This is a genomic window from Nonomuraea sp. LPB2021202275-12-8 (assembly GCF_037044575.1).
Lineage (GTDB): Bacteria > Actinomycetota > Actinomycetes > Streptosporangiales > Streptosporangiaceae > Nonomuraea.
The window spans coordinates 63,883-87,034 of record NZ_JBAHWD010000001.1 but is presented as its reverse complement, the minus strand read 5'-3'; the positions used below and the strand labels follow the sequence as shown (position 1 = coordinate 87,034).

25 protein-coding genes and 1 pseudogene are annotated in these 23,152 nt (G+C 67.5%); 6 read left to right on the top strand and 20 right to left on the bottom strand.

The features are described 5' to 3' along the window. Positions 1-225 precede the first annotated feature (225 nt). Positions 226-552 carry a hypothetical protein gene (locus V5E28_RS00470; protein ID WP_336203830.1) on the top strand — a complete coding sequence of 109 codons (327 nt, stop codon included), beginning with the start codon at positions 226-228 and terminating at the stop codon, positions 550-552. Positions 553-638: 86 nt separating this feature from the next. Here V5E28_RS00470 and V5E28_RS00465 read toward each other — a convergent pair whose 3' ends face one another. From V5E28_RS00465 to V5E28_RS00410, 12 genes and pseudogenes are all read right to left on the bottom strand, one after another. After that, entirely contained in the window at positions 639-1,823 is a 1,185-nt protein-coding gene (locus V5E28_RS00465) for an aminotransferase class V-fold PLP-dependent enzyme (protein ID WP_336203829.1), read from the bottom strand. 43 nt (positions 1,824-1,866) lie between these two features. Next, positions 1,867-3,321, bottom strand: a complete 1,455-nt coding sequence (locus V5E28_RS00460) for an aminopeptidase P family protein (RefSeq protein WP_336203826.1) — start codon at positions 3,319-3,321, stop codon at positions 1,867-1,869. 1,051 nt (positions 3,322-4,372) lie between these two features. Beyond that, positions 4,373-4,627: a hypothetical protein gene (locus V5E28_RS00455; RefSeq protein ID WP_336203825.1), complete on the bottom strand. Its 255-nt coding sequence runs from the start codon at positions 4,625-4,627 to the stop codon at positions 4,373-4,375. Next, positions 4,608-5,300: a LysR family transcriptional regulator gene (locus V5E28_RS00450; RefSeq protein WP_336203823.1), complete on the bottom strand. Its 693-nt coding sequence runs from the start codon at positions 5,298-5,300 to the stop codon at positions 4,608-4,610. Before V5E28_RS00450 ends, V5E28_RS00455 begins: the two co-directional genes overlap by 20 nt. Before the next feature lie 121 nt (positions 5,301-5,421). Further along, positions 5,422-5,640, bottom strand: a pseudogene (locus V5E28_RS00445) (recombinase family protein); the annotation flags it as partial. A gap of 29 nt (positions 5,641-5,669) precedes the next feature. Continuing rightward, positions 5,670-5,804: a hypothetical protein gene (locus tag V5E28_RS00440; protein WP_336203822.1), complete on the bottom strand. Its 135-nt coding sequence runs from the start codon at positions 5,802-5,804 to the stop codon at positions 5,670-5,672. A gap of 743 nt (positions 5,805-6,547) precedes the next feature. Then, positions 6,548-6,724 (bottom strand): hypothetical protein, encoded by a 177-nt coding sequence (locus V5E28_RS00435; RefSeq protein ID WP_336203820.1) that lies wholly within the window; start codon positions 6,722-6,724, stop codon positions 6,548-6,550. A 393-nt stretch (positions 6,725-7,117) separates the two neighbouring features. Further along, the gene (locus V5E28_RS00430) at positions 7,118-7,624 is read right to left on the bottom strand and encodes a GNAT family N-acetyltransferase (RefSeq protein ID WP_336203819.1); all 507 of its coding nucleotides are present in this window, start codon (positions 7,622-7,624) and stop codon (positions 7,118-7,120) included. Between the two features lie 102 nt (positions 7,625-7,726). Next, positions 7,727-7,966 (bottom strand): ATP-binding protein, encoded by a 240-nt coding sequence (locus V5E28_RS00425; RefSeq protein WP_336203818.1) that lies wholly within the window; start codon positions 7,964-7,966, stop codon positions 7,727-7,729. After that, the gene (locus V5E28_RS00420) at positions 7,963-8,565 is read right to left on the bottom strand and encodes an ATP-binding protein (RefSeq protein ID WP_336203816.1); all 603 of its coding nucleotides are present in this window, start codon (positions 8,563-8,565) and stop codon (positions 7,963-7,965) included. The genes V5E28_RS00425 and V5E28_RS00420 overlap by 4 nt, the downstream gene beginning before the upstream one ends. Beyond that, positions 8,562-9,308, bottom strand: a complete 747-nt coding sequence (locus tag V5E28_RS00415; RefSeq protein WP_336203815.1) for a Mu transposase domain-containing protein — start codon at positions 9,306-9,308, stop codon at positions 8,562-8,564. The genes V5E28_RS00420 and V5E28_RS00415 overlap by 4 nt, the downstream gene beginning before the upstream one ends. Before the next feature lie 593 nt (positions 9,309-9,901). Next, complete coding sequence (locus tag V5E28_RS00410) at positions 9,902-10,513, bottom strand: TetR/AcrR family transcriptional regulator (protein ID WP_336203813.1); 612 nt, start codon at positions 10,511-10,513, stop codon at positions 9,902-9,904. Between the two features lie 201 nt (positions 10,514-10,714). On the opposite strand from V5E28_RS00410, the gene V5E28_RS00405 reads away from it, so the two are divergent. The 3 genes from V5E28_RS00405 to V5E28_RS00395 all read left to right on the top strand — a co-directional run bounded on the left by V5E28_RS00405 (position 10,715) and on the right by V5E28_RS00395 (position 12,448). Continuing rightward, a complete protein-coding gene (locus tag V5E28_RS00405) occupies positions 10,715-11,392 on the top strand; it encodes an SDR family NAD(P)-dependent oxidoreductase (protein ID WP_336204901.1) in 678 nt (225 codons plus the stop codon). A gap of 32 nt (positions 11,393-11,424) precedes the next feature. Continuing rightward, positions 11,425-12,048, top strand: coding sequence for an NADPH-dependent F420 reductase (locus V5E28_RS00400; protein ID WP_336203810.1), 624 nt, complete (start codon positions 11,425-11,427; stop codon positions 12,046-12,048). 88 nt (positions 12,049-12,136) lie between these two features. Beyond that, positions 12,137-12,448: a hypothetical protein gene (locus tag V5E28_RS00395; protein WP_442945759.1), complete on the top strand. Its 312-nt coding sequence runs from the start codon at positions 12,137-12,139 to the stop codon at positions 12,446-12,448. A gap of 411 nt (positions 12,449-12,859) precedes the next feature. Here V5E28_RS00395 and V5E28_RS00390 read toward each other — a convergent pair whose 3' ends face one another. Next, positions 12,860-13,576: a VOC family protein gene (locus tag V5E28_RS00390; RefSeq protein ID WP_336203809.1), complete on the bottom strand. Its 717-nt coding sequence runs from the start codon at positions 13,574-13,576 to the stop codon at positions 12,860-12,862. Positions 13,577-13,587: 11 nt separating this feature from the next. Then, positions 13,588-14,148 (bottom strand): PadR family transcriptional regulator, encoded by a 561-nt coding sequence (locus V5E28_RS00385; RefSeq protein WP_336203808.1) that lies wholly within the window; start codon positions 14,146-14,148, stop codon positions 13,588-13,590. Positions 14,149-14,212: 64 nt separating this feature from the next. On the opposite strand from V5E28_RS00385, the gene V5E28_RS00380 reads away from it, so the two are divergent. Together V5E28_RS00380 and V5E28_RS00375 are read left to right on the top strand one after the other, a co-directional pair. Then, complete coding sequence (locus tag V5E28_RS00380) at positions 14,213-14,392, top strand: hypothetical protein (RefSeq protein WP_336203806.1); 180 nt, start codon at positions 14,213-14,215, stop codon at positions 14,390-14,392. 466 nt (positions 14,393-14,858) lie between these two features. After that, entirely contained in the window at positions 14,859-15,398 is a 540-nt protein-coding gene (locus V5E28_RS00375) for a hypothetical protein (protein WP_336203803.1), read from the top strand. 230 nt (positions 15,399-15,628) lie between these two features. Here the strand turns inward: V5E28_RS00375 and V5E28_RS00370 are convergent, their stop codons facing one another. The 6 genes from V5E28_RS00370 to V5E28_RS00345 all read right to left on the bottom strand — a co-directional run bounded on the left by V5E28_RS00370 (position 15,629) and on the right by V5E28_RS00345 (position 23,140). Then, positions 15,629-16,408, bottom strand: coding sequence for an HpcH/HpaI aldolase family protein (locus V5E28_RS00370; protein ID WP_336203802.1), 780 nt, complete (start codon positions 16,406-16,408; stop codon positions 15,629-15,631). Next, positions 16,393-17,178 (bottom strand): 2-oxo-hept-4-ene-1,7-dioate hydratase, encoded by a 786-nt coding sequence (gene hpaH, locus V5E28_RS00365; RefSeq protein WP_336203800.1) that lies wholly within the window; start codon positions 17,176-17,178, stop codon positions 16,393-16,395. Before hpaH ends, V5E28_RS00370 begins: the two co-directional genes overlap by 16 nt. Positions 17,179-17,192: 14 nt before the next feature. Beyond that, positions 17,193-18,338 (bottom strand): 3,4-dihydroxyphenylacetate 2,3-dioxygenase, encoded by a 1,146-nt coding sequence (gene hpaD, locus V5E28_RS00360; protein ID WP_336203799.1) that lies wholly within the window; start codon positions 18,336-18,338, stop codon positions 17,193-17,195. A gap of 61 nt (positions 18,339-18,399) precedes the next feature. Next, a complete protein-coding gene (gene hpaE / locus V5E28_RS00355; RefSeq protein WP_336203797.1) occupies positions 18,400-19,908 on the bottom strand; it encodes a 5-carboxymethyl-2-hydroxymuconate semialdehyde dehydrogenase in 1,509 nt (502 codons plus the stop codon). Between the two features lie 59 nt (positions 19,909-19,967). Continuing rightward, positions 19,968-21,437, bottom strand: a complete 1,470-nt coding sequence (locus tag V5E28_RS00350; protein ID WP_336203795.1) for a fumarylacetoacetate hydrolase family protein — start codon at positions 21,435-21,437, stop codon at positions 19,968-19,970. Further along, positions 21,434-23,140, bottom strand: coding sequence for an FAD-dependent monooxygenase (locus V5E28_RS00345; protein WP_336203793.1), 1,707 nt, complete (start codon positions 23,138-23,140; stop codon positions 21,434-21,436). Before V5E28_RS00345 ends, V5E28_RS00350 begins: the two co-directional genes overlap by 4 nt. Between the last annotated feature and the right edge of the window lie 12 nt (positions 23,141-23,152).

Sequence of the window (23,152 nt, the reverse complement as noted above, 5' to 3'; positions counted from 1 at the left end):
ACGGCGTGCGGCAGGAGTGGCCGTTTCCGAATTGCTCGTTGGTTACGGCTCCGCAGTGGGGCGAACGGCATCACCCGCCGCCGCCGGGGGCCTGTGGCGGGCGGCGGCAGGGCGAGGATCTGACGGCGGGTTCCGAGAGGGGCGGGCCGGTGAGTGCCGATCGATGGTAGACCGCAGCGTGCTGTTCGGCCGACCAGCCGCAGCCATCGCGGCAGCACCCCGGCCATGACCACGAAGAACAGCAGCACGATGGCGAACCGCAGCAGCTCCTCGGGCAGCTCGAACCACCACTGGTACGGCAGCGGCAGCCGGTACAGCAGATCGAAGGCGACGCTCAGGTACAGGGCCGCCCGCAGCAGCCCGATCGCCCTCCTCCTGCATCGACGCTCACAACTCCAGCAGCAACCAGACGATCACCCGCCGGCTGCCAATCCGCGACTGGACCATCCGGCAGGACCTTCAGAATCCCTGAAATCTCATCAATACCTGGAGACGGAGCACCAGCCCGTAGCCCTGATCCTGGGACTGGAGCGACCGAAGAAGCCGAGCTGAACTCGAGGGTTCTGACTTAGTTCATGCGATCGGCAACATCGACATCCTGTTCGACACGCTCGGCGGCGACGTAGGTTCGGTCGTGGTCAGGTTTGGCGCGAGCTCAGCGTTGCGCACAACGTGTCGATCTCCTCGTCGGTGTTGTAGTAGTGCACCGATGCCCGCACCACCGCAGGGAGGTTGCGTGCGCCCAGGTCGTAGCGGGCAGAGGTGATCCCTGAGACGCTGGTGTTGATGCCGGCTGTGGTGAGACGGCGGTGGACGTCTGCGGCGGGAACGCCGTCGACGGTGAAGGTGACAATTCCGCACAGGCGCCGGCCTCGATCCTGGACGGTCACTGCGGGCAACTGGGCGAGCTGGGCCCGGAGCCGTGTGGCCAGAGCGGTGACCCGTTCCTCGATCGCTTCGATGCCCCAGTCCAGGGCGTAGCCCACCGCGACGCCGAGGCCGATCTTGGCCGCGTAGTTGGCCTCCCAGTTTTCGAACCGGCGCGCGTCGGGTCGGATGTCGTAGGTCTGTGCGTCGGTCCAGGTGGCGGCGTGCAGGTCGAGGAAGGGCGGCTCCATCGTTTCGACGAGCCGGTCGGAGACGTAGAGGAAGCCGGTGCCGCGCGGCCCGCGCAGGAACTTGCGGCCGGTGGCTGACAGCATGTCGCAGCCGATGTCCTGCACGTTGACGGGCAGCTGCCCGACGGACTGGCAGGCGTCGAGCAGGAACGGGACACCGGCGGCGCGGGTCAGCCGGCCGATCTCGGCTGCGGGGTTGACCAGGCCGCTCTGGGTGGGGACGTGGGTGACGGCGACGAGCTTGACGTCGTCGTCCAGGCGCCGCTGCAAGTCTTTGACCGACAGTTGGCCGTGCTCGTCGTCGTCGACCACCTCGATGTGGGCGCCGGTGCGGCGGGCGACCTGGAGGAAGGCGATGACGTTGCTGGCGTACTCGGCGCGGGAGGTCAGGATACGGTCGCCGGGCCCGAAGCGCATCGCGTAGAAGGCCATGTCCCAGGCGCGGGTGGCGTTTTCAACCACGGCGACCTCGTGCGGGCGGCAACCGATCAGGCGGGCGATCGACTCATAGACGGCGTTCACCTTGGGGGCCGCGGCTGCGGCGGCCTCGTAGCCGCCAAGCCGCGCCTCCATCTGCAGGTGATCGATGACGGCGTCGAGCACCGGAGCTGGAGCAAGTGCCGCGCCGGCGTTGTTGAGATGCACGACCTCGGCGCACCCGAGAGTGTCGTCGCGGGCGCGGGCCACGTCCACTGGTATCGGCATGGCATTCCTGTTCGCGTTCGTCGTAGTGAGGTGGCGGCGAGGTTCAGGGCAGTCGCGGGCCGGCGTCCCGCTGGGCGGCGAGCCAGGCCTCCACCTCCTCGGCCCGCCGTGGCAGGCCGGCAGAGAGGTTGACCGCGCCCTCGGCAGTGACCAGGATGTCGTCCTCCAGCCGGATGCCGACTCCGCGGAGCTCGGCCGGAACCAGGTCGTCCTCGGGCTGGAAGTACAATCCCGGTTCGACGGTCAGCACGTTGCCCTCGCTGAGTTCGCCCTCTCGGTAGCGGTCTGGGCGGGCTGCGGCGCAGTCGTGCACGTCGATGCCGAGCATGTGGCCGAAGCTGTGTAGCGTCCAGCGCCGGTAGAGCATGGAGGCGGGATCCATCGCCTCGTCGGCGCTTACCCGCAGCACGCCCAGCTCCACTAGGCCCTCGGCGAGCGCACGCATGCAGGTGAGGTGGACGTCGGCGAACTTCACGCCTGGTTTGATGGCCTCCATACCGGCCTGCTGGGAGGCGTAGACGATGTCGTAGACCTCGCGCTGGAGCGGGGAGAAGGTTCCCGAGACGGGCAGGGTACGGGTCACGTCGGCGGTGTAGAGGTGGTTGTTCTCCACGCCCATGTCCATTAGCAGCAGCTGGCCGGGCACGGTGAGGCCGTCGTTGCGCTTCCAGCACAAGATCGTGGCGTGCGAGCCGGCGCAGACGATCGAGCCGTATCCGACGTCGTTGCCGTCGTGGCGGGCGCGCAGGCCGAAGACGCCTTCGATGAGGCGCTCGGACACGCCGCGGTCGGCCGGCACCACGCGGGCGACGTCTTCGAAGCCGCGGACGGTGGCGTCGATCGCGTCCTGCAACTGGGCGAGCTCCCAATCGTCTTTGACGAGCTTCAGTTCGGAAATCGCCGCAGCGAGCTCGCGGTCGCGGTCGCCCGTGGTGGGCACGGCCGTGTCGACCCGGGGGTCCAAGCCGCGCAGCACGCGGGTGCGGCCCTGCGCGCAGCCGGCCAGGACGGTGTCGAGATCGGCGAGCGGGGCCGTGTCGATGCCCAGTTCGGCCGTTTTCTCCGCCAGGGTACGACGGCGGCCGGCCCACAGCTCGCCATCCCTGTCACGGAAGAACTCATCAGTCTCCCGCGAGGAGCGCTGCCTCGTGTACAGGAGGGCGTCATGGCCGTCGCCACGCGACCGCAGGATCAGTACGCCGTCCGGATCGTGATCGCCGGTGAGGTAGGCGAAGTCGCTTCCCGGGCGAAAGGGGTAGAGCGTGTTGTTGGCTCGCACCTTGGTCGGCCCGGTGGGGATGATGAGCGTTTCTCCGGGGAAGGCGCCAGACAGCGTCGCGCGGCGTCGCGCGTAGTGGGTCACCGCTGGCCGGGGTCGTACCTCGATCGGATGGTCCGACCACCCGGCCCGCATGAACTCCAGCAGCTTCTGCGGGTAGTCCGGGTCGTGCGAGGCCGTACGCGCGGTCGCGAACCGGCTCACTCCTTGGTTCGACATCAATACCTCCGTCTTGCGTGCCCACCTCCGTGAGCCGCGATCAGTATGTACTATTGCATTAGATTCGCAACAGCAAAAGATCAGCATCAAGTCGGCCTCCCGGGGAGGATCTGGACCGAGTGGGCGCCATTGCCGAGCGTTGGTGAGAAGTGCGCCTCCGTGTAGGGGGAGCCACCGGAGTACGGCTGGCATGGGCCGCCGAGCGGCAGGGAGGTCTCGGACACAGATTTTTCGGACGGCATTCGTGCAGGTGGGCCCGCCGTCCTAGAACCTGTATATGTCTGGACAGCGAGTGGCCGGCAGTGCAACGTCCCAGGCCAGTGGCTCGGCGGCCCGAACTTCCGTATTCCGGTGTCACCCGCTTTCGAGAGGTGCTTGCTTAGGAAGCATAGAAGCTCAACCATAGTTGAGGTCAACTTGAGGATTCTGCAGTTGACCTCAACTCTCCCTGGAGGCCCTGGCCGCTGTCGCGGGCCATGGCCGGGAGTCCGCGTAGTCGTGCTGGAAGGTGTTGGTAGAGCGTGGGTCGCTCGTGCAGGCGGGAGCGCCATCGAGGTCTTGGCCGAGACCGACCGGCTGGATGAGCCACTGGAGCGGGCGAGGACCGGTTGTGGGGTGGCCGGTCCTGCTGCTCTGCTCGTCGGTGCCCCTGCGCGCAGATGTTGATCCGCCGCTCGTGGATCGCGGCGATACCCATGATCAGAAATTGAATGGGAGTACCGAGCGTCCTGACCCAACGGATCTTGAACAGAGCATCATGACCGAGACGGTGGAGCACCGCTGGAGCCGGCGAACGCGATCCGCATCGGCTACGCCCGGATCTCCGCCCGCCGCACCGAGCGGCCCAAGCTCACCGCGGCCCTGGACAGCATGAAGGCGGGCGACACGCTGGTCTTCCTGGAAGACGAGCTCGCGCCGCGCGGCATTTGGCATCCGGATGTTCCGGCGGAAGCATGATTTCGATCCTACGGCTGCAAGGGTGGGAAGTCTGGTCCGGAGAAAGCACCTCGTCATGGCATGACCGGCGGGCCGGCTTGTTCGGCCAGGCGGTTCAGTGCACTCCGGCCAGGAGTTCCGCGCCCCAGGCCAGGCCATTGGCGTTGCCATAGGTGAACACCCCGCGCACGGCGCCGGGCAGCAGCGCACGCGCCCGCCCGGCGGCTCCCTCCGCGATCCGGATGGCCAACCGGTGGCCCGCGATCAGGTCCTCGACGATCGGCTCGGGGTAGAGCAGCAGATGAGACAGTGTCTGCATCCGATCCAGAGCCTCGTCGGCACGCTCCAGTTCACCCCTGCGCAGGTGCACCTCGGCGAGGGTGCTCAGGAGGGTGGCGGCCAGCCGTCGCTGGCCTCGTTCGCGCTGGTGGCACGGCTGGTCGTGGTGTCCCCGCTGTGCTGGCTGGCGACTGTGAGGAGGGTCTGGACGAAGGCGTGCCCGCGCTGATCAGCGAGAGGACTTCCTGCCATGCGACGGTCGCCGGACCTCGCGGGATGGGCTTGCCCGCGGGAGTGTGGCTGGGAAGGTGGAAGTCCAGCCAGTACTGCGGCGGACCGATGATCGTGATCAGCTGAACGTGCGCGAGATCTTCGAGCGATACGGATGAGCGTCCGGCGAAGGGGTGGCCGGCTGGGACGACGAGGGCACGGGGGATGGAGAAGACGGTGGGCCCGGTGGTGATGCCGGGTTCGTCGGCCGGGAGTTCGGTGAGCTGGAGGTCGAGTTCGCGCGCACGCAGCGGCGCGAATCCCACGTGGAGCGGCAACTCCTGGATCTGGATGTCGCAGTCGGGGTGGCGGGCTTTGAACGCGTCGGCGGCCTTGACGATGAGGTTGCCGCACCACGCGGCGGAGAATCCCACGCGCAGCGTACCGGTGATGCCGCGGCCGACCGCGGCGGCCTTGGCGATCGCCTCCTGGATCTGCCGGTAGCCGGGGAGCAGGTCGTCGCGGAACTGCCGTCCGGCCGGGGTGAGGCTCACCTGTCGGCTGGTGCGCTCGAACAGCGCGGCGCCGAGGCCGCGGTGGCCAGTCCCTCGTGAGTGCCTTCTGGATGAGCTCGCGGATGAACTCGGCGAGCGCGGCGAAGACATGGAAGACGAGCCGACCGCCGGCGGTGGTGGTGTCCAGCGCCTCGTGCAAGGAACGGAAGCCGACGCCGCGCTTGCGCAGCCCGGCCACGATGGAGATGAGGTCCTGCAGGGAGCGGCCCAGCCGGTCCAGCGAGGGCACCACGAGGGTGTCGCCGGGGCGCAGGTAGTCCAGCGCTTTCCACAGCTCCTCGCGCTCGGCGGTCTTGCCGGACTTCTTGTCGGCGAAGATGCGGAGACAGCCCGCCGTGGTGAGGGCTGCTAGCTGGCGACGCGGGCGTAGCCGATGAGCGCTCCCAAGGGGCCTGTGGGTTCGGCCGCCAGCGGGTTCTCGCCGAGAGATCCCTCCAGCAGCGGGCCTTCGGGAAGCGCGAGGTTCTTGGCCGTGGTATTCACCACGAACCGCCGCCGGGGCCAGCATGGTGACGGTCACCTTGAGCGGCTCATCAGGGGAGGTCTGGCTGCCGCGACCATAGACGGCCTGGGTGACCAGCCATCGGCCGATGCACCCCTGGCAGAACCGGCGAGGCGGGCGGCCCGGCGTCCACGACGGTGGTTCTAGCGCCTCCTCCACGATTTCGAAGTCGGCGTCCATCTCGCGGCACAAAGATGCAGTCGTTACGGGCGTGGGGGTAGGGCAGCACGGGCTTGGCGAGGGGCTCCTGACCCGAAAGTGTAGAGAAAAGGGTGTTGACGTACTTGCTGAACACCCCGACTTCTCAACACGTTTTCAACAGGCCGCGAAGGCGGGAGGGATGGTTCCGAGCCCGTCCGGCGTGGGTTTGAGAATCGATCGTTTGTTGAAGGCTGTTGAAGAAGGCGAGGATCGAAAGGCCTCCTTGCCCAGTCAAGTGGCCGGCCCGCGCTCACGGGCCGGCCACTTGGACGCATCGTGCTACTTCGACTGCAGGCTGACTGCAACAGGTTCCCCGGTTGCGGTATTAGCCACTGACCGGTTGCCCAGTGGTGCCTTCAGCCGGAGTTCTACTGGATGCTGGTATCCGATCAACAAGTTGTACGTCGGCTCTTCCCAAGGCCAAGTCCATGGCCGATCACAGATGTCCTTCTCCACGAGGACACCGATGACCACCGTGGACCCGGTCTCCTTCACGGTGGTGTCGGCCACGCGCTCGCATGGTTCAGGGTCCGATGGGGGGGCGGCTGAACAGGAGCTCCACGGTCAGCGTCCGCCCATCGGGCGACAGCGTCACGTTGTTGACGTCCTGCCATTGCGACGTGCTGCATCCCGCCAAGGCCAGCGTGACGCACGCCACTGCGAGCGCTCTGCCCACCATGCTGGTCCTGCACATGGCCATGGGGCGCTCCGCCTCACTTGCGTTTCATGACGTCGCCACCGTACGCCGCTCGCACGGTGGTGGTTTCTCGCGTGAAAGACGGACCCACTTTCGGGTGGATCCTGGCCCCATTCGGTGATCTTCGACGGTGCCGGTTCGCGTGAGAAGTGGCCCCACTTAGCGATCGTGGACGCCTTGATCACGCACGAGACTTGGCCCCACCTGAGTAAGATCCCACTTCGAGGGTTGAGTCCGTCTGCGGACTCGGGGACTGCCGTCCCCGAACCCCTGCAGGGCGTGAACATCGCCGGCCCAGCGGGTGCGCGGGCTCAGCTCAGCATCCATCCCCATGAGAACGTCACTGACGGGATAGATCGCGATGGCGGACCAGAGAACGAGCATTGACTACCGCCACTAGAGCGCGCGCCACTCATCTTCGATGATGCTGAACAGCTCGGAGTCTCGCCAACCGTCACGAATCAACGCGGTGTGGCGATGCCGCCCTTCCCAGCTCATGCCGAGCTTACTGAGTACTCGAGCCGATCCAACATTACGCGGGTCACAGGTGGCATAGATCCGGTGAAGGCCAACCTCCTCAAACCCTCGTCTGAGGAGCTCATGCCCGATCGCGGTTCCCACCCCTTGGCCCCACCTGTGCGGGTGAACAACATAGGTGATCTCGCCTTGGCGTTGTCCTCGACTCCGGACATGCAACTCACCCATGCCAACCACGTCGCCGTCGATCCGCGCTGCATACGGAAACCGCAGCTGAAGCGCCTGCGACCACGCCTCGACCGCAGCTGTCACGAACGTGCGAGTCTGCTCCTCAGTATTCGGACCCCAGGTCTGGAAGCTGCAGACCTCGGCGAGAGAAGCCCAGGAATGGACAGCCTGCCAGTCTCCGAGTTCGATCTTGCTCAAAGTCACCGATTGCACCACAAGCCGATCTTGCCAGTCGCGCTCGGCACCGAGCTATACGTTCGAAAACAGGCACCCGCGCACCGAACAACGGGTTGACCGCCGTCAGCTGTGGGTGGACTGCTGGGCCTCGGTCTGAGCGAGCCGGTAGGAGCGCGTGCCGGTGTCGATGATGGCGGCGTTGAAGGTGAGGCGGTCGACGATCGCGGCGCAGAGCCGCGGCTCGGTGAAGGTCTTGGTCCAGCCAGCGAAGGATTCGTTGGAGGCAATGGCGACGCTGGCGCGTTCTTCTCGTTCGGTGAGGATCTGAAACAGCAGGGTGGCGCCGCGTTCGTCGAGTTTCATGTAGCCGAGTTCATCCAGCTATGCGGATATCCGCATAGATCCAGACATAGCAAGTCGTAGCGGCCGTAGCGGGCGATGGTTTTGCCCAGGACAAGGTCGTCGGCTGCTTCGACGAGTTCGTTGACCAGGGATGCGGCCAGGACGTACTTGACTCGGTAGCCGGCCATGGCGGCTTCGGCACCCAGGGCGATGAGCAGGTGGGACTTGCCGGTGCCCGAGTCGCCGATCAGACAGAGCGGGTTGCCCCCGCGGATCCATTCGCATTTGGCCAGAGTGTGGATCACGGCGGGTTCGACGTTGGGGTTGGCCTCGAAGTCGAAGTCGGTCAGCCACTTCTCGCGGGGAAAGCCGGCGGCCTTGATCCGCCGTTCGGCGCGGCGGCGTTGGCGGTCTTCGCACTCAGCCATGAGAAGTTCGGCGAGGAAGCCGCGGTAGGTGAGCTGCTCGCGTTCAGCGGCGTCGGCGATTCCGATGAATTGCTGGCGCAAGGTGGGCAGGCGCAGCATCCGGCAGGCCTGGTCGATGGCGGCCTCGGCGGCGGGCTCGGTCGATCCGCGCTGGTGGCTGATTCGCGGTTGCTGAGCGCTGGAACTGCTCATGAGGACTCTCCTGTCTGTGGTGGGCGAGAGCGGCGCAGCAGCTGGTCGTAGGCGGCAACCGAAGGCAGAGGGCGCGTGTCGGGCGGCAGACCTGTCAGCTTCTTGTGAGTCAGAGAGACGATGTTGTCGGGCAGTTCGACGATGCGGCTGGCGGGCTTGCCCGCGGCCTGATCGTGGGATGGCTGAGGGTCGGCCTCGGCCGCATTGCGGGCTTCGATCGCGACCACGTCCGCAGAGAGGGCGCCGACCTGCAAAGCGGCGGTGATGCCGGCGACCACATGCTCATGCGCCATGGTCCGATGCAGGAGCAGCACCTGGATGAGTTCGCGGGTGCCGTTGGCGTCCCCGTGTGCTTCGCGGACTCGTGACCACCATGCGTCGTGGACGGGAGTGAACTTCCCGGCTTGCCGGGCTTGCTCCAGCGCTGTTGAGCCAGGCAATGCGCCGGGCTTGCGGATCAGGACTTCCAGATAGTGATCTAGGTCCAGACGGCAGGAGTTCTTGGCGATCAACCGTTCATGCCGGGCGATGAGGTTCCGGTCGGAGAACACCAGTAGCTCGCTCGATCGCAGCAGCACCTTCACCTGCTGTCCGATGAACGCCACCGGTACGGAGTAGCGGTTGGTGCGGACGTTGATCTGTGATCTGCGGTCGACAAGCGGGTAGATCGTCCGGCCGGTCTCGAAGTGCTCGGCAGGCAGCGGCCCCAGCAGCGGCCGTTCCAATGCGAAGTACTCGGCCACCGACCGTGCCGTGCGCCGATCCGGCGTAGATCGTCTTCGGCGTCCCAGCGCTCGATGAGCTCGTTGAGTTCGGCGATCGAGTCGACCTGCGGGACGGGGACTAACCGGTTGCGGCGGAACCGACCGACCTCACCCTCCACGCTGCCCTTCTCGTGAGCGCCCTCTTTGCCTGGCCGGCAGTAGAACGCTTCTAGACCGTAGTGCGAACGAAAGACCGTCCAGCGCTCGTTTTCCACCCGGGCTCGGGAGAACCCCAGGACTTGCGCGACCGCGGCCTTCAGGTTGTCGTAGCGGACCTTGCCCGTCGGCACTCCACCGAGCGCACGCTGAAGGCGTGCACGTGTCCTTCCAAGAAGGCTTCCTGCCCGCACGACGGCAGCGTGCGGCGCCGGCAGCTGCCAGGCCGACCACGTCGGCGGGTCCTCGGGGGGCGCCGGTCTCCCCGGCGGCTTCTGCCGCGGCCTTCAGCAGGCGGGCGGCCAGTTCCGTAAATGCCAGCAGGTCCGGGCCAGGTGCCGGGCGGCTGGTGTCGCGTACCAGCGGGTGCAGCCGCGCGACCGGCAGCGCGTCCAGCCCGGCCGCGGAGTGCCAAGTTAACTTGACACTTCCTCCCGTCGCCGGTCATCGCTGGCTGCGGCGGGGATGGCGTTGTCGATGAGGACGGCGGCGATGGCGGCGGCGGCGGGGAAGGCGTCGGCGTTGAGGACCCGGGTGCGGGCCGCGGCGCCGTCGATGAGCAGCGCGAGCTGCTCGCCGAGCTGTTCAGGGTCGGCGGCGCCGGCTTCGCGGGCGGTGTCGGCGAGCCGCGCGGCGACGGCTTTCTTGTAGTCGCGTGCGTACTGGGATGCGGGGTGCTGGGGGTCGTGGAGTTCGACGGCGGCGGCGATGTAGGGGCACAGGGGGGTGGTGGGGGGGATGTCGAAGGCGGCGAGGAGCCGTTCGCGGGGCGTGAGGTCGGTGCGGTCGAACACGCCGGACAGAACGGAGGGGTCGAACCGGCGCAGGTACTCGGCGACGAGTTCGTCCTTGCCGGTGAAGTGCTGGTAGGCCGTGCGCTTGGACACCTGGGCCACCGCGCAAAGCTCGTCCATGCCGGTGCGGTTGATGCCCTGCTCGCGAAACAGCTGCTGGGACGCGCTGAGGATGCGCTCGCGGGCGCCCCGGCCGCGGCGGCGGCCCTGGGGGCCCTTCTCCAACTCCGTCACGGGTCCATGGTACCCCAGCTGGGTAACGACCGGTGTACATAGTTTGCGTGCCGGCCGCCCGCCCGATACCGTAAGCACACAGGGCGGTGTACATAACGCCGTCATCCCAGGTGTATACGGCACCACCGACCTAAAGGAGCAACATGGGAAAGCTTGACGGCAAGGTAGCGGTCATCACCGGCGGCACCACCGGCATGGGCGCTGGCCGGCGCGAAGCTGTTCGTCGACGAGGGAGCGCACGTCTTCATCACCGGGCGCCGCCGGAACGCCCTGGACGAGGCCGTGAAGCAGATCGGCCGCAACGTCACCGGCGTCCAGGGCGACGCCGCCGACCTGGACGACCTGGATCGCCTGTACGACACCGTCAAGCGGGAGAAGGGCAGCCTCGACGTGCTGTGGGCCAGCGCAGGCGGGGGCGAGCCCGCCCCGCTCGGCGAGATCACCGAGGCCCAGTTCGACACCTGGTTCGGGCTCAATGCCCGCGGCACCCTGTTCACCGTCCAGAAGGCCCTCCCGCTCTTCAACGACGGCGGCTCCATCCTCATGACCGGCTCCAACGCCTCCCTCGGCGCCTTCCCCGGCTGGAGCGTCTACGCCGGCAGCAAGGCCGTCCAGCAGGCCTGGGCCCGCGTCTGGCTCAACGAGCTCAAGGGCCGCCGCATCCGCGTCAACGTCCTGACCCCCGGCCAGGTCGCCACCGCCAAGCAGGAAGAACTCTTCGACGAGGCCACCAAGCGCCAGTTCGAGTCCCTCATCCCCCGCGGCCAGATGGGCCGCCCCGACGAAATCGCCGCCGCCGCCCTCTTCCTCGCCTCTGACGACTCCAGCTACGTCAACGGCATGGAACTCGTCGCCGACGGCGGCACCACCGCCATCTGAATCGAACAACCACAACCAGGGCAGGACATCTCATGAGCAACATCAGCATCATCGGCACCGGGAACATGGCCCGCACCATCGGAGCGCGGGCGATAGCGGGCGGCAACACCGTCGAGGTCATGGGCCGCGATCAGTCCAAGGCCGCTGGCCTGGCCAAGGCTCTCGGCTGCGGCGCCACGACGGGAGAATGGGGTACCGCCCCGGCCGGGGACATCGTCATCGTGGCCCTGTTGTACGACGGCGTCGTGCCGGTCGTCGCCCAGTACGGAGACGCTCTGGCAGGCAAGGTCATCGTCGACATCAGCAATCCCTTCAACTCCACGTTCGACGGGCTAGCCCACCGCGAGGAGACCTCGATCGCGCAGGAAGTCGCCAAGGCGGCCCCGGCCAGCGCCAGCGTGGTGAAGGGGTTCAACACCATCTTCCGCCATGTCCTGGAGAAGGGCCGGCCCGACGTCTTCATCGCTGGCGATAATGCGCAGGCCAAGGCAAGTGTGGAAGCGTTCATCGAGAGCCTCGGACTACGCCCGCTGGACGTCGGCGGCCTGAAAATGGCGCACTGGCTGGAAGGAGCGGGCGTGGTCACGGTGGGCCTCGCCAACCACGGGGTGGGGAACTTGGACTTCGCCCTCAGCATCACCGAACTTCCCGTCTGAGCAAACGGTTGACGGATCACCGAAAGGACTCGCCCATGAAGCTTGGTTTCACACTTCCCACAGTCGGGTTACCAGCAGCGCCGCTGGCCTGAGCGCGTTCTGCCGCGGGATCGCGGACCTTGGCTACGACACGCTGTGGGTCGGCGATCGCCTGGTCCAGCCAGTCGATATGCATAGCATCTATCCGGGCAAAGAGCAGCCGTACCCGCCGCAGATGAAGCGTTACCTCGACCCGGTGCTGCTGTGGACCGTCGCCGCGACGGCGACCAGCCGGGTGCGGCTGAATGCCAGCACGCTCAGCACCTTCTACTACGAGCCGACGCACCTGGCCCGGATGCGACCACGCTCGACGTGCTCAGCGACGGCCGTCTCGAGGTCGGCGTGGGACTCGGGTGGATGAAGGGACGAGCACGACCGCCATGGGCTGCTCACGTGAAGGGCGGCGAGCACTCCTGCAGCTTGGCGTTAGTTGTGCAGTGGTGTCTTCCCCCAAGCCGTCGAACTGCGAAGTGGGTGGTCGGCCGTAGCCCGGGGAGTCCCGGGCCAACCTGAGTGGTCGTGCACAGGACTTCGGACATCCGTGCAGACGACTTCGAAAACCGACACCGGCCGTTGATCGCGTTTTATGCGTCCTCACCTGTGAAACACGGCCTGCCCAAACACGGGCCAGCCGAGCTGAGCACAGACCCCGACCTACGGCGCAGTCCTTAAGGAGGACGTGCGCTACCTCGGCGACATCATGACCCGCGTGCGCGACCACATGCGCGCGCAGCCGCCCCGCTCGGCGGCCCCGCGCAAGCGCCGTACCCGGTCAGAGACCTAGCACGGCCTCGAGGTCGTCGATGGCCGCCAGGGACTGGGCGAGCTGCTCGCGTTCTGCCTCGGTCAGGGTGAGGGCGCGCGCCCGGGCCAGGGCGTGCCCGGCGGCGGCGTGGTCCTTGGCGCGGACGGCGAGCTCGGCCCGGTAGACCAGCGCCTCCAGCAGCTCGGCCGCCGACGCGGTGTCCTTGTCCCGCTCCAGGGCGCCGTCCAGGATCTCGGCCGCCCGCTCGTGATTGCCGTTGGAGTCGCCCATCACGACCGCCCGGTTCAGCGAGGTGGTGAGCCTGCTCGTGGCCTCCTCCTCCGGCAGGGGGCGGGCGGCCATGAAGCGGATCCAGTTGCCGCCGGGGTCGATGACGGCGAAGCCGGAGTGGTTGCCGTCGTTCTTCCGCCTGCGCGGCCGGGTCATCCGGGGGATGCCGGAGACCAGGAGCTTGCCGTGCGCCGCGCGCATGCCCGCGGCGAACGCCTCGAACAGCTCTCCGGTGTCCGGCACGACGATCACGCAGGTCCCGTAGGAGTCTTCGGGCTTGAACGCCTCCGGCATGCCGAAGAAGCCCAGCTGGAAATCCTCGCGCTTGAGCAACACGTACGGGTTCGGCCGGACCTGGTAGTAGATCCGGCGGAAACCGAGCATCGTGTAGAAGTCGACCATCTCGTCGATGGAGCGGCAGGGAAGCAGCGGTATGGCGATCTCGTTGGCCATCGGGGGAACTCCTATTCGCCGGTCATGGTGAACGCGCCCTCTTCCAGGCGGCGGATCATCCGGTCGGTCCACTGGGCCCCGGCGTCGGCGGTGCCCAGCCACAGGGACAGCACCTCGCCCACCGGACCCCAGGTCGCCAGATCCGTGCCCTCGGGCAGGTACGCGGTGATGCTCGCGCGCCACTCGCGCATGGCGCGGGCCCGCTCGCGCAGCAACTCCAGGGCCCGCTCCCGGGGAAGGTCCTCGATGAGGCCGACAGCGGCGCCCAGCACGTCCAGGCTCGGCTCGCGGTCGGCCAGCGCCTGACCCAGCAGGGCGAGGTACTCCCGCTCGCCCTCCTGGGTCAGCTCGTACTCGATCCGCGGCGGCCCCCCGGCCTCGGAGGCGACCGTCTCGTGCGTCACCAGCAGGCCCTGACCGGCCATGCTCTTGAGCGCGTGATAGACCGAGCCCGAGGTGGCGGTCGACCACTCGTGCGCGCCCCACGACTCCAGATCCGCGCGGACCTGGTAGCCGTGGGCGCGCCCGCGCCTGCGCAGCGCGCCCAGGACCAGCAGCCGTACCGGCTTCATCGAACCCTCCCGATCTTCGCTAGCCAAATTTGGCTAGCTGCTACCGGGAGCTTACCGCACTAACGTGGAGGAAATCGGCGTAGCGGCCGCTGCGGCGTACCAGCTCCTCGTGATCACCCTCCTCGACGACCCGGCCACCGTCCAGGAAGGCGATGCGGTCGGCGCGCTGGACCGTCCGCATCCGGTGGGCCACCATCACCACCGTCCGGCCGGCCATCAGGCGCTCGATCCGCCCTACGGGTGACGCCCCGAAGTGACCGCCTGGCGCGGGATCGCGCCAGGTCGAGGTGGCCGTTCCGGTGCCCGGCCGCCGCGGAGGGAAGTCCTGCACGCTAATCGGAATGGGTGGCCATGCACTCTTGGCCAGCATCGGCCCGCGCAGCCGCGTACGGGCGTGTTTGTGCCGGTTCTATCGGTCACCCGATCAGGGCTCCCTATTTGGCACAGAAACCACCAAAGGATGCCCTAAAAGGCCAGGGTCTGCTCCGGCTCAGGCGTCTCGTTGCGCGATCACGAGCCCTGCCGCACCATAATGGATCATGGGACGGAAACCACCGCGGCGGTCGCCACTCCTCCACAGACAGCCCCGCGTCTTCGCGCGCCCCCGGCCGCGCCGGCGGTTACGCCACAAGCTCACCTCGGTCCAGCTCTGGGCAGCCATCGCGGGCATCATCGGCAGCCTCGCAGCCGTACCTGCGCTCATCATCTCCATGAACGCCCTGAAGATCAGCGAGGGACAACGAGCCGACGCCCTGAAGATCAGCGAGAAGCAACAGGCCGAGGCGCGACAGGCGAAAGCAGCGACCGACCTAGCCAACGAGACCGCGTTCGCCCAGCGTGTCACCTTAGAGCCGGACGACATCACATCGATCATCCTGTCTGGCGGAACGTTCACCATCACGAACGCAAACACACTCTCCACCGAAGTCCAGACCCGGATTTGGTTCTCTAAAGCCGCTGGCCCGGACGCGTACCGGATGGCGACATTCGCCGCACCAGCATGCAGCCAAACGACCTATCGCATCGGGCCCACAGAGCGAGAGGTCCTCAAAGTCACCGACATCGATAATCTCGAGGACAGCAGCACGCTCACGAGCATTGCCGTCTACAACCCAATCGGTCAGCGCTTGTGGTCCACCGGCATGTCAGGCATCCCCTTGAAACCGGAGGACCTGAGTGAATTCGGCAGTATGAATTCACCCCTCTTCGAAAACCCGACCACACGACGCGCCCTCACGGGATGCGTGTGATCAACCCGCCTCGTCCGTCACCCGGTCCATCGCCTCCGCCTCGCTGACCTGCTCAGACCCTCCGTTCTACGCTCAACGGCCTTATGAGCCTCCATCAGACCCGGAGCGGTTCAACCGGCTTCAACCCGGTTGGCCGAGCCCTTGTTCTTGCGGGCCAGGGCCCGCTGAGCCGCGGTCAGCTTGCGCCGGTCTCGGCGCTCGTGACCCTGAAAGCGGGGGAGTCTCCACACTCAAACAGAACCGATGAAGGTTGTCGCGAGGGCTTCGGAAGCGCGCGCGACGAGGGCGACGTCGGCGCCGACGAGCACGAAGCGCGCCCCGGCGGCCGCGTAGGCGCGCGCCATTTGCGGGTCGAAGGCGTTGACGCCGACAGGCTTGCCCGCAGCGGCGACGCCGTCGAAGGTGCGATGAACGGCGGCGATGACGTCGGGGTGCGTCTGTTGCCCCAGCAGGCCCATGGAGGCGGCGAGGTCGCTCGGACCGACGAAGACGCCGTCGATGCCGGGGGTCGCCGCGATCGCATCCGCTCCTGCGGCGCCCTCGGTCGTCTCGATCTGCACGAACACGGAGACGTGGTCGGCGGCATTCCGCAGGTAGCCGTCGACGCGATTCCAGCGAGCGGAGCGGGCGAGGGCGCTGCCGACGCCGCGACGACCCGCGGGCGGGTACTGGGCGGCCTCTGCGACGGCCTGAGCCTCGTCGGGTGTCGAGATCATCGGCACGAGGATGTTCTGGGCGCCGAGGTCGAGGACCTGCTTGATCGTCACGGGGTCGGCGGTGGGGACGCGCACGACAGGCGTGACGGGGTATGCCGAGACGGCGTACAGCTGCGCGAGCGTGGACTCGAGGCCGTTCGGGGCGTGCTCCATGTCGATGAGCACCCAGTCGAGGCCCGAGCCCGCCATGATCTCGGCCATGACGGGGGAGCCGGAGCACACCCATCCGCCGAACAGCGGGCGATCAGCTGCGGCAAGACGGTCGCGGAGGGTCGGGTTCAGACAAAGCGGCATGAGATGGTCCCCATCGGTCCGTAGTCGGCCAGCACGGTGTCGCCCTTCTCAACCCATAGGGGACGGGTGAAGGAGCCGGCGAGGATGATCTCGCCGGCCTCCAGGCGATCGCCGTGCCGGTGCGTCTTGTTCGCGAGCCACGCGACCCCCGACGCGGGGTGGTTCAGGACCGCGGCGGCGACGCCCGTCTCCTCGATCGCCTCGTTGCGGTAGAGGAGAGCCGACACCCACCGCAGATCGACCGCATCGGGGCTCGCCGGATTGCCTCCGAGCACGAGCCCGCCATAGGCGGCGTTGTCGGAAATAGTGTCGACGATGGTGCGGCCCTCAAGCTCGATGCGGGAGTTGAGCACCTCAAGGGCGGGCGTGACGTACTCCGTCGCGCGCATGACGTCGAACAGCGTGCAGTGCGGGCCCTCCAGCGGCTCCTGCAGGACGAAGGCGAGTTCGACCTCGATGCGGACGTTGGAGAAGCGGTCGTGCGGGATGTGCGCGCCGTTCTCCCACACGGTGTCGTCGAACATGACGCCGTAGTCGGGTTCCGTGATGCCGGTCGCGGCTTGCATGGCACGTGAGGTGAGCCCGATCTTGCGGCCGACGAGGCGACGCCCGCCTGTGAGGTTCTTCTCCTTCCACACCCTCTGGATGGCGTAGGAGTCCTCGACCGTGGCCTCGGGGAACCGCGCGGTGATGCGGGGTATGACCCCGCGAGTCCGCTCCGCCTCCGCGAGTTCCTCCGCGAGGGACGTGATGATGTCTTCCGTCAGCATGATGACTCTTCCGTCTAGAGCTGGTGGCCCAGCTTGTACTCGGGCGTCTCCTCGGCGTCGTCCTTGCGGGTGTAGGAGAAGCCGTCGGCGCCGATCGTGACCGCCATCTCGCTCGCGTCGGTGCGGGCGACGACGGGCTGCGGGTTGCCGTCGAGATCCAGTACGAGCGAGGCCTCGGTGTACCAGCTGGGTACGACGGGATTGCCCCACCAGTCGCGGCGCTGGTTGTCGTGCACGTCCCACGTGACGACGGGGTTGTCGGGGTCGCCCGTGTAGTAGTCCTGGGTGTAGATCTCGACGCGGTGGCCGTCGGGGTCGCGCAGGTAGAGGTAGAACGCGTTCGAGACGCCGTGGCGGCCGGGGCCGCGCTCGATGGCGTCGGAGCGGCGCAGCGCACCGAGCTTGTCGCAGATGGCCAGGATGTTGTGCTTCTCGTGCGTGGCGAAGGCGACGTGGTGCATGCGGGGACCGTCGCCGCCCGTGGCCGCGGTGTCGTGGACGGTGGGCTTGCGGCGCATCCATGCGGCGTAGACGACGCCATCGGAGTCCTGGATGTCCTCCGTGACGCGGAACCCGAGGTCCTGGTAGTGGCGGACCGCCTTGGGCACGTCGGGCGTGACCTGGTTGAAGTGGTCGAGGCGCACGAGGGCGCCGGGTGTGTGGAGGTCGTACCGCCAGGCGAGGCGCTCGACGTGTTCGACGGCGTGGAAGAACTCGTACGGGAAGCCGAGCGGGTCCTCTACGCGCACGGAGTCACCGATGCCCTTGACGAAGCCGTCCTCCCGGCGCTGGACGCGGCATCCCAGCTCCGTGTAGAAGTCGACGGCCTTGTCGAGGTCTTCGGGGGTGCGGACTCGGTAGGAGAACGCCGCGACGGCGGCGACGGGCCCCTTGCGCAGCACGAGGTTGTGGTGGATGAACTCCTCCAGCGAGCGCAGGTAGATGGTTTCGGCGTCCTCCTCCGTGACGGTCAGGCCCAGCACGTCGACGTAGAACTCGCGAGAGGCGGCGAGATCGGTGACGACGAGTTCCATGTAGGCGCAGCGCAGGATGTCGGGCGCGGGGGAGGAGGGCGTGCGGACGGGATTGTCCGCGTGGATGGGCGCCTCTTCCGTGACGTAGAAGCCGGAGGAGGTCGGGGTACGGTCGTTGACGGTCATGTCAGCGTCCTTGCTGTCGTGATGGGGTGGCAGACACCTCGGTCGTCGAGTCGTGCTGCTCTTACTTGCCGAAGGTGGGGTTGTGGACCTCGCCCAGCGTGATGTGCACGGCCTGCTGGTCGGTGTAGAAGTCGACCGAGCGGTAGCCGCCCTCGTGTCCGAGGCCCGACGATTTGACGCCGCCGAAGGGCGTTCGCAGGTCGCGGACGTTGTTGGAGTTGAGCCACACCATGCCCGCCTCGATGGCTTGTGCGAAGTTGTGGGCGCGCTTGAGGTCGTTCGTCCAGACGTAGGCGGCGAGACCGTATTTCGTGGCGTTCGCAAGCGCGAGCGCCTCTTCGTCGGTGTCGAAGGGCGTGATCGCGACGACGGGGCCGAAGATCTCCTCCTGGAAGATGCGGGCGTCGGAGGGGACGTCGGCGAACACGGTCGGGGCGACGAAGTTGCCGACCTCGAAGTTCTCGGGGCGTCCGCCTCCGGCTACCAGGCGGCCTTCGCTCTTCCCGATCTCGACGTAGCTCATGACCTTCTCGAAGTGCTCGGGGTGCACCAGTGCGCCGACCTCGGTTGCGGGGTCGTGCGGGTAGCCGACCTTCACGCGCTTGGCCTGCGCCGCGTACCGCTCGACGAACTCGTCGTACACCTCGCGCTGGACGAGGATGCGGCTACCGGCCGTGCAGCGCTCCCCGTTGAGCGAGAAGACACCGAAGATGGTCGCGTCGATCGCGGCGTCGAGGTCGGCGTCGGCGAAGACGACGGCGGGCGACTTGCCGCCGAGCTCCATCGACAGGCCCTTGAGGTAGGGGGCGGCGTTGCCGAAGATGATCTGCCCCGTGCGGCTCTCGCCTGTGAACGAGATGAGCGGCACGTCGGGGTGCTTCACGAGCGCGTCGCCGGCCTCCTCCCCGAGGCCGTTGACGAGGTTGAAGACACCCTGGGGAAGCCCCGCCTCCTCGAAGATCCCCGCCCACAGCGACGCCGACAGCGGTGTGAACTCGGCCGGCTTGAGCACGACGGTGTTGCCCGTCGCGAGCGCGGGGCCGAGCTTCCAGCTCTCCAGCATGAAGGGCGTGTTCCACGGCGTGATGAGTCCCGCGACGCCGATCGGCTTACGGTTGACGTAGTTGATCTGGCGGCCGGGGACCTTGAAGGTGTCATCGGCCTGCGCGACGACCAGGTCGGCGAAGAACCGGAAGTTCTCGGCCGCGCGGCGCGCCTGGCCGAGCGCCTGCTTGATCGGCAGGCCCGAGTCGAACGACTCGAGCTCGGCGAGGCGGGCGTCGCTGGATTCGACGATGTCGGCGATGCGGTGCAGTACGCGCGAGCGCTCGCGCGGCAGCATGCGCGGCCACGGGCCTTGCGTGAACGCACGACGGGCCGCGGTGACCGCGCGGTCGATGTCGGCCTTCTTACCGGCCGCGGCCCGCACGTACACCTCGTTCGAGACGGGTTCGAGCACCTCGAACGTGTCACCGTCGAGCGAGTCGACGAATTCGCCGTCGATGTAGTGCTGGATGCGCGCGGGCAGGCCGGTGGGGACGTGCCGGGCGGAGGTCGTGGTGTCGGTCATCTGCTTTCCACTTCAGAGGCGATGTGGGATGGGACGGTGGAGCTGCTCAGCCGCGGTCATCAGCGCCCTGCCTCGTACTTCGCGCGCCAATCCGCGTTCATGGGGAACAGACCGTCGACGGGGTGACCTGCGGCGACCTGCTCGGCGATCCACGCGTCCTCGTTCTCCTGAGCGAGTGCGGCGTCGGCCACCTCCTCGGCGATCGCTGGGGGGATCACGATGACCCCGTCGTCGTCGCCCACGATGATGTCGCCGGGCTGGACCGTGGCGCCGCCGCACGCGATCGTGAGGTCGGTGTCCCACGGCACGTGCTTGCGCCCGAGCACGGCGGGGTGTGGTCCCTGGCTGAAGACGGGGAGGTCGATGCCGGCGACCGTCGCATGGTCGCGCACGCCGCCGTCGGTGACGACACCCGCCGCCCCGCGTGCGAGAGCGCGGAGGGTGAGCACGTCGCCGAGGGTGCCCGAGCCGCGTTCTCCGCGCGCCTCGATGACGATGACCTCGCCCTCCCGCACGACGTCGAACGCTCGCTTCTGCGCGTTGTAACCGCCGCCGTGGCTTCGGAACAGGTCTTCGCGGTTCGGAACGAAGCGCAGCGTCTTCGCGACGCCGACGAGCTTGGTGCCCGGCCGGGTTGCGTGCACGCCATCGATCGAGACGTTGTCGAGGCCGCGCTTGCGCAGCTGCTGCGACAGTCCGGCGACGGGCGTCTTGAGCAGCTTGTCACGCAGCGCAGGAGAGAGGGCCGGGGCGGTGGGCGCAGCGGGGAGCCCCGCCGCCTCGCGCGAGCCCCACGCCTGCTCGCGCTGGAGGTCGTCGACCGAGGGAAGCGAGCCGATGGCGGGATCGAAGCCGCCAGGACCGTCGATCACGCGGCTCGTCAGCTTGCCCGAGCTCGGTCCACCCGCCATGTGCGGCGCATCGACCTCGACCTCGACGATGTCTCCGGGGGTGGCCACCGACGCGCCGGCCGGAGTGCCGGTGAGGATGATGTCGCCGGTTTCGAGGGTGAGGTGCTGGGAGAGGTCGGCGATGATCTGGGAGAACGGGAAGATGAGGTCAACGGTTTCGCTGTCCTGTACGAGCCGGCCGTTGAGCCATGTCCGTACGCGCAGCGCGGTGGGGTCGACAGCACGCGCGTCGATGAGCTGCGGGCCGACGGGTGTGTAGCCGTCGCGACCCTTGTTACGCACGTTCGACCCCTTGTCGTTGGCGCGCAGGTCGTACAGCCCCCAGTCGTTCGATGCCGTCACCCATGCCACGTGACTCCAGGCCTCGGCGGGGCAGACGCCTCGCGCGGGCGAACCGATGACCAGGGCGATCTCGCCCTCGAAGGCGAGCAGCTCCGTGCCCTCGGGACGCTCGACCGCGTCGCCCGAGGCGCCCAGGGAGCTTGACGGCTTGAGGAAATACGAAGGAGCCGCAGGGCGGCGGCCGCGCTGCGCCGCGCGCGAGTCGTAGCTGAGGTGGACGGCAATGATCTTCCCCGGCGTGCTGGGAAGGCAACCGTGTGCAGGTGAGGTGCTCATCGTGCGGCCTTTGCTGGAGGTGGCGAGGGAATGTCGGCGCCCGACTCGCCGCGCGCATGGGTTACGGCCCCGAGCCGAGCGGCGAAGGCGGCGACATCCGAGGGCAGCGTCGTTCCTCGCCACGCCACGTGCTGATCGCGGCGGACGATCACGAAGGGCGTCGTGTACGCGGAGTCCTCAACACCGTCGGGAAGCCTGACCACGGTGATGGGAAGGCCGGTGGCGCGTGCCTCCTGCGCCCAGTCCTCCGCGGCGTCGAAGTGATCGAGCGCCACGAGGGTGTACCACGGACCGAGAAGGTCATAGAGCGACGAACCGTCCGGGAGCCAGTGATGGGGGAGGCGGCAACCCGGGACCGTGGAGGGCGTGTAGGTGCCCATCGTGTACTCCGGTGCCGGGCCGTCCGCAACGATGATGGGGCTGTTCGCGTAGCTGTATCCGAAGTTGAGGCCCGCGGCCGCGAACTGCTGGACGTTCAGGTCGTAGGCGAGCTTCCCGAACGCCTCGCGGGCCGCGTTCCCTTCGGGGCCGTCCGCCTCAAGGTCGGCGGGCACATCGGTATCCGAGATCTTCCGCAGGTGGGACATCGCGAAGCGGGACACCTGATCCGTGATCGGCCGGCGTTCGGCCTCGTAGGCGTCCAGGATCGACTCCTCCGCCCAGCCGGCGATCACAGCGCTCAGGAGCCACGACAGATTGAGGCCGTCGGCGATTCCGGCATTCATCCCGTATCCGCCATAAGGCACCCAAAGATGAGCGGCGTCACCAGCGATGAACATGCGGCCTTCGCGGAATTTGTCTGCCAGGAGACGACGGGCGATCCAGTCTTCGCGGGAGACGAGCTCGTAGGACTGGTCGTCGGTGAGTCCGAGGATGTCGCGAATCGCACGGTCGCGGTCGACCTTCCCGCGCTCGGCTTCCTCGGGACTCAGGTACGTGTGGATCAGGAACGTCTCGACGCCGTCGATGGAGTAGACATGACCGTTCCTGCGGCTGTTGTAGACGTAGTAGCCCCACGCCTTCCCCGCCGACATGTGCTCGTACAGGTCCGGCATCCTGATGCACGTCGACTGGACATGCTGCAGGACAGGGTCACCGTGGAACGTGGACCCGATGGTCTTCCGCACGAGCGAGCGGCCACCGTCGGCACCGATGAGATAACGACCGCGAAGAGCCGTTCGCTCCTTCGAGCCCACCGGGGCGATTTCCACCGTCACGCCGTCCTCGTCCTGACAGACCGCGACGGCCCTGACCTCGTTGCGAAGACTCACCTTCTCCAGGGCAGCCACGTGCTCCTCGAGAACCGGCTCAAGAAACTGCTGGTTCACCCGATGCGCCGGCTCGGCGACCGCCCAGGTGGTGTCGGCGCCCTGCCCGGTTCCGTCGCGACGTGCGGAAGCGGAAGGGATCGGGATGCGACCGAACTCGATGCCCGTCACCGAAGTGAGGAAGGCGACGTCCTGCGGATGGTCGCAGGGCAGACCGGCCGAGCGAACCGTGTCAGCGAGCCCGAAGCGGCGAAACGCCTCCATCGTGCGAGCGGACACGTGATTGCACTTGACGTTCGGGGGGGCGAGGTAGGGGTTCTCCTCGATGACGATCGCCGAGACTCCGCGCGAGTCCAGATCCATCGCGGCCACCAGGCCGACAGGTCCTCCGCCGACGATGATGACATCGGCGTCGTAGGTGGCGGAGTTGGTCACTGCAGGGGACTC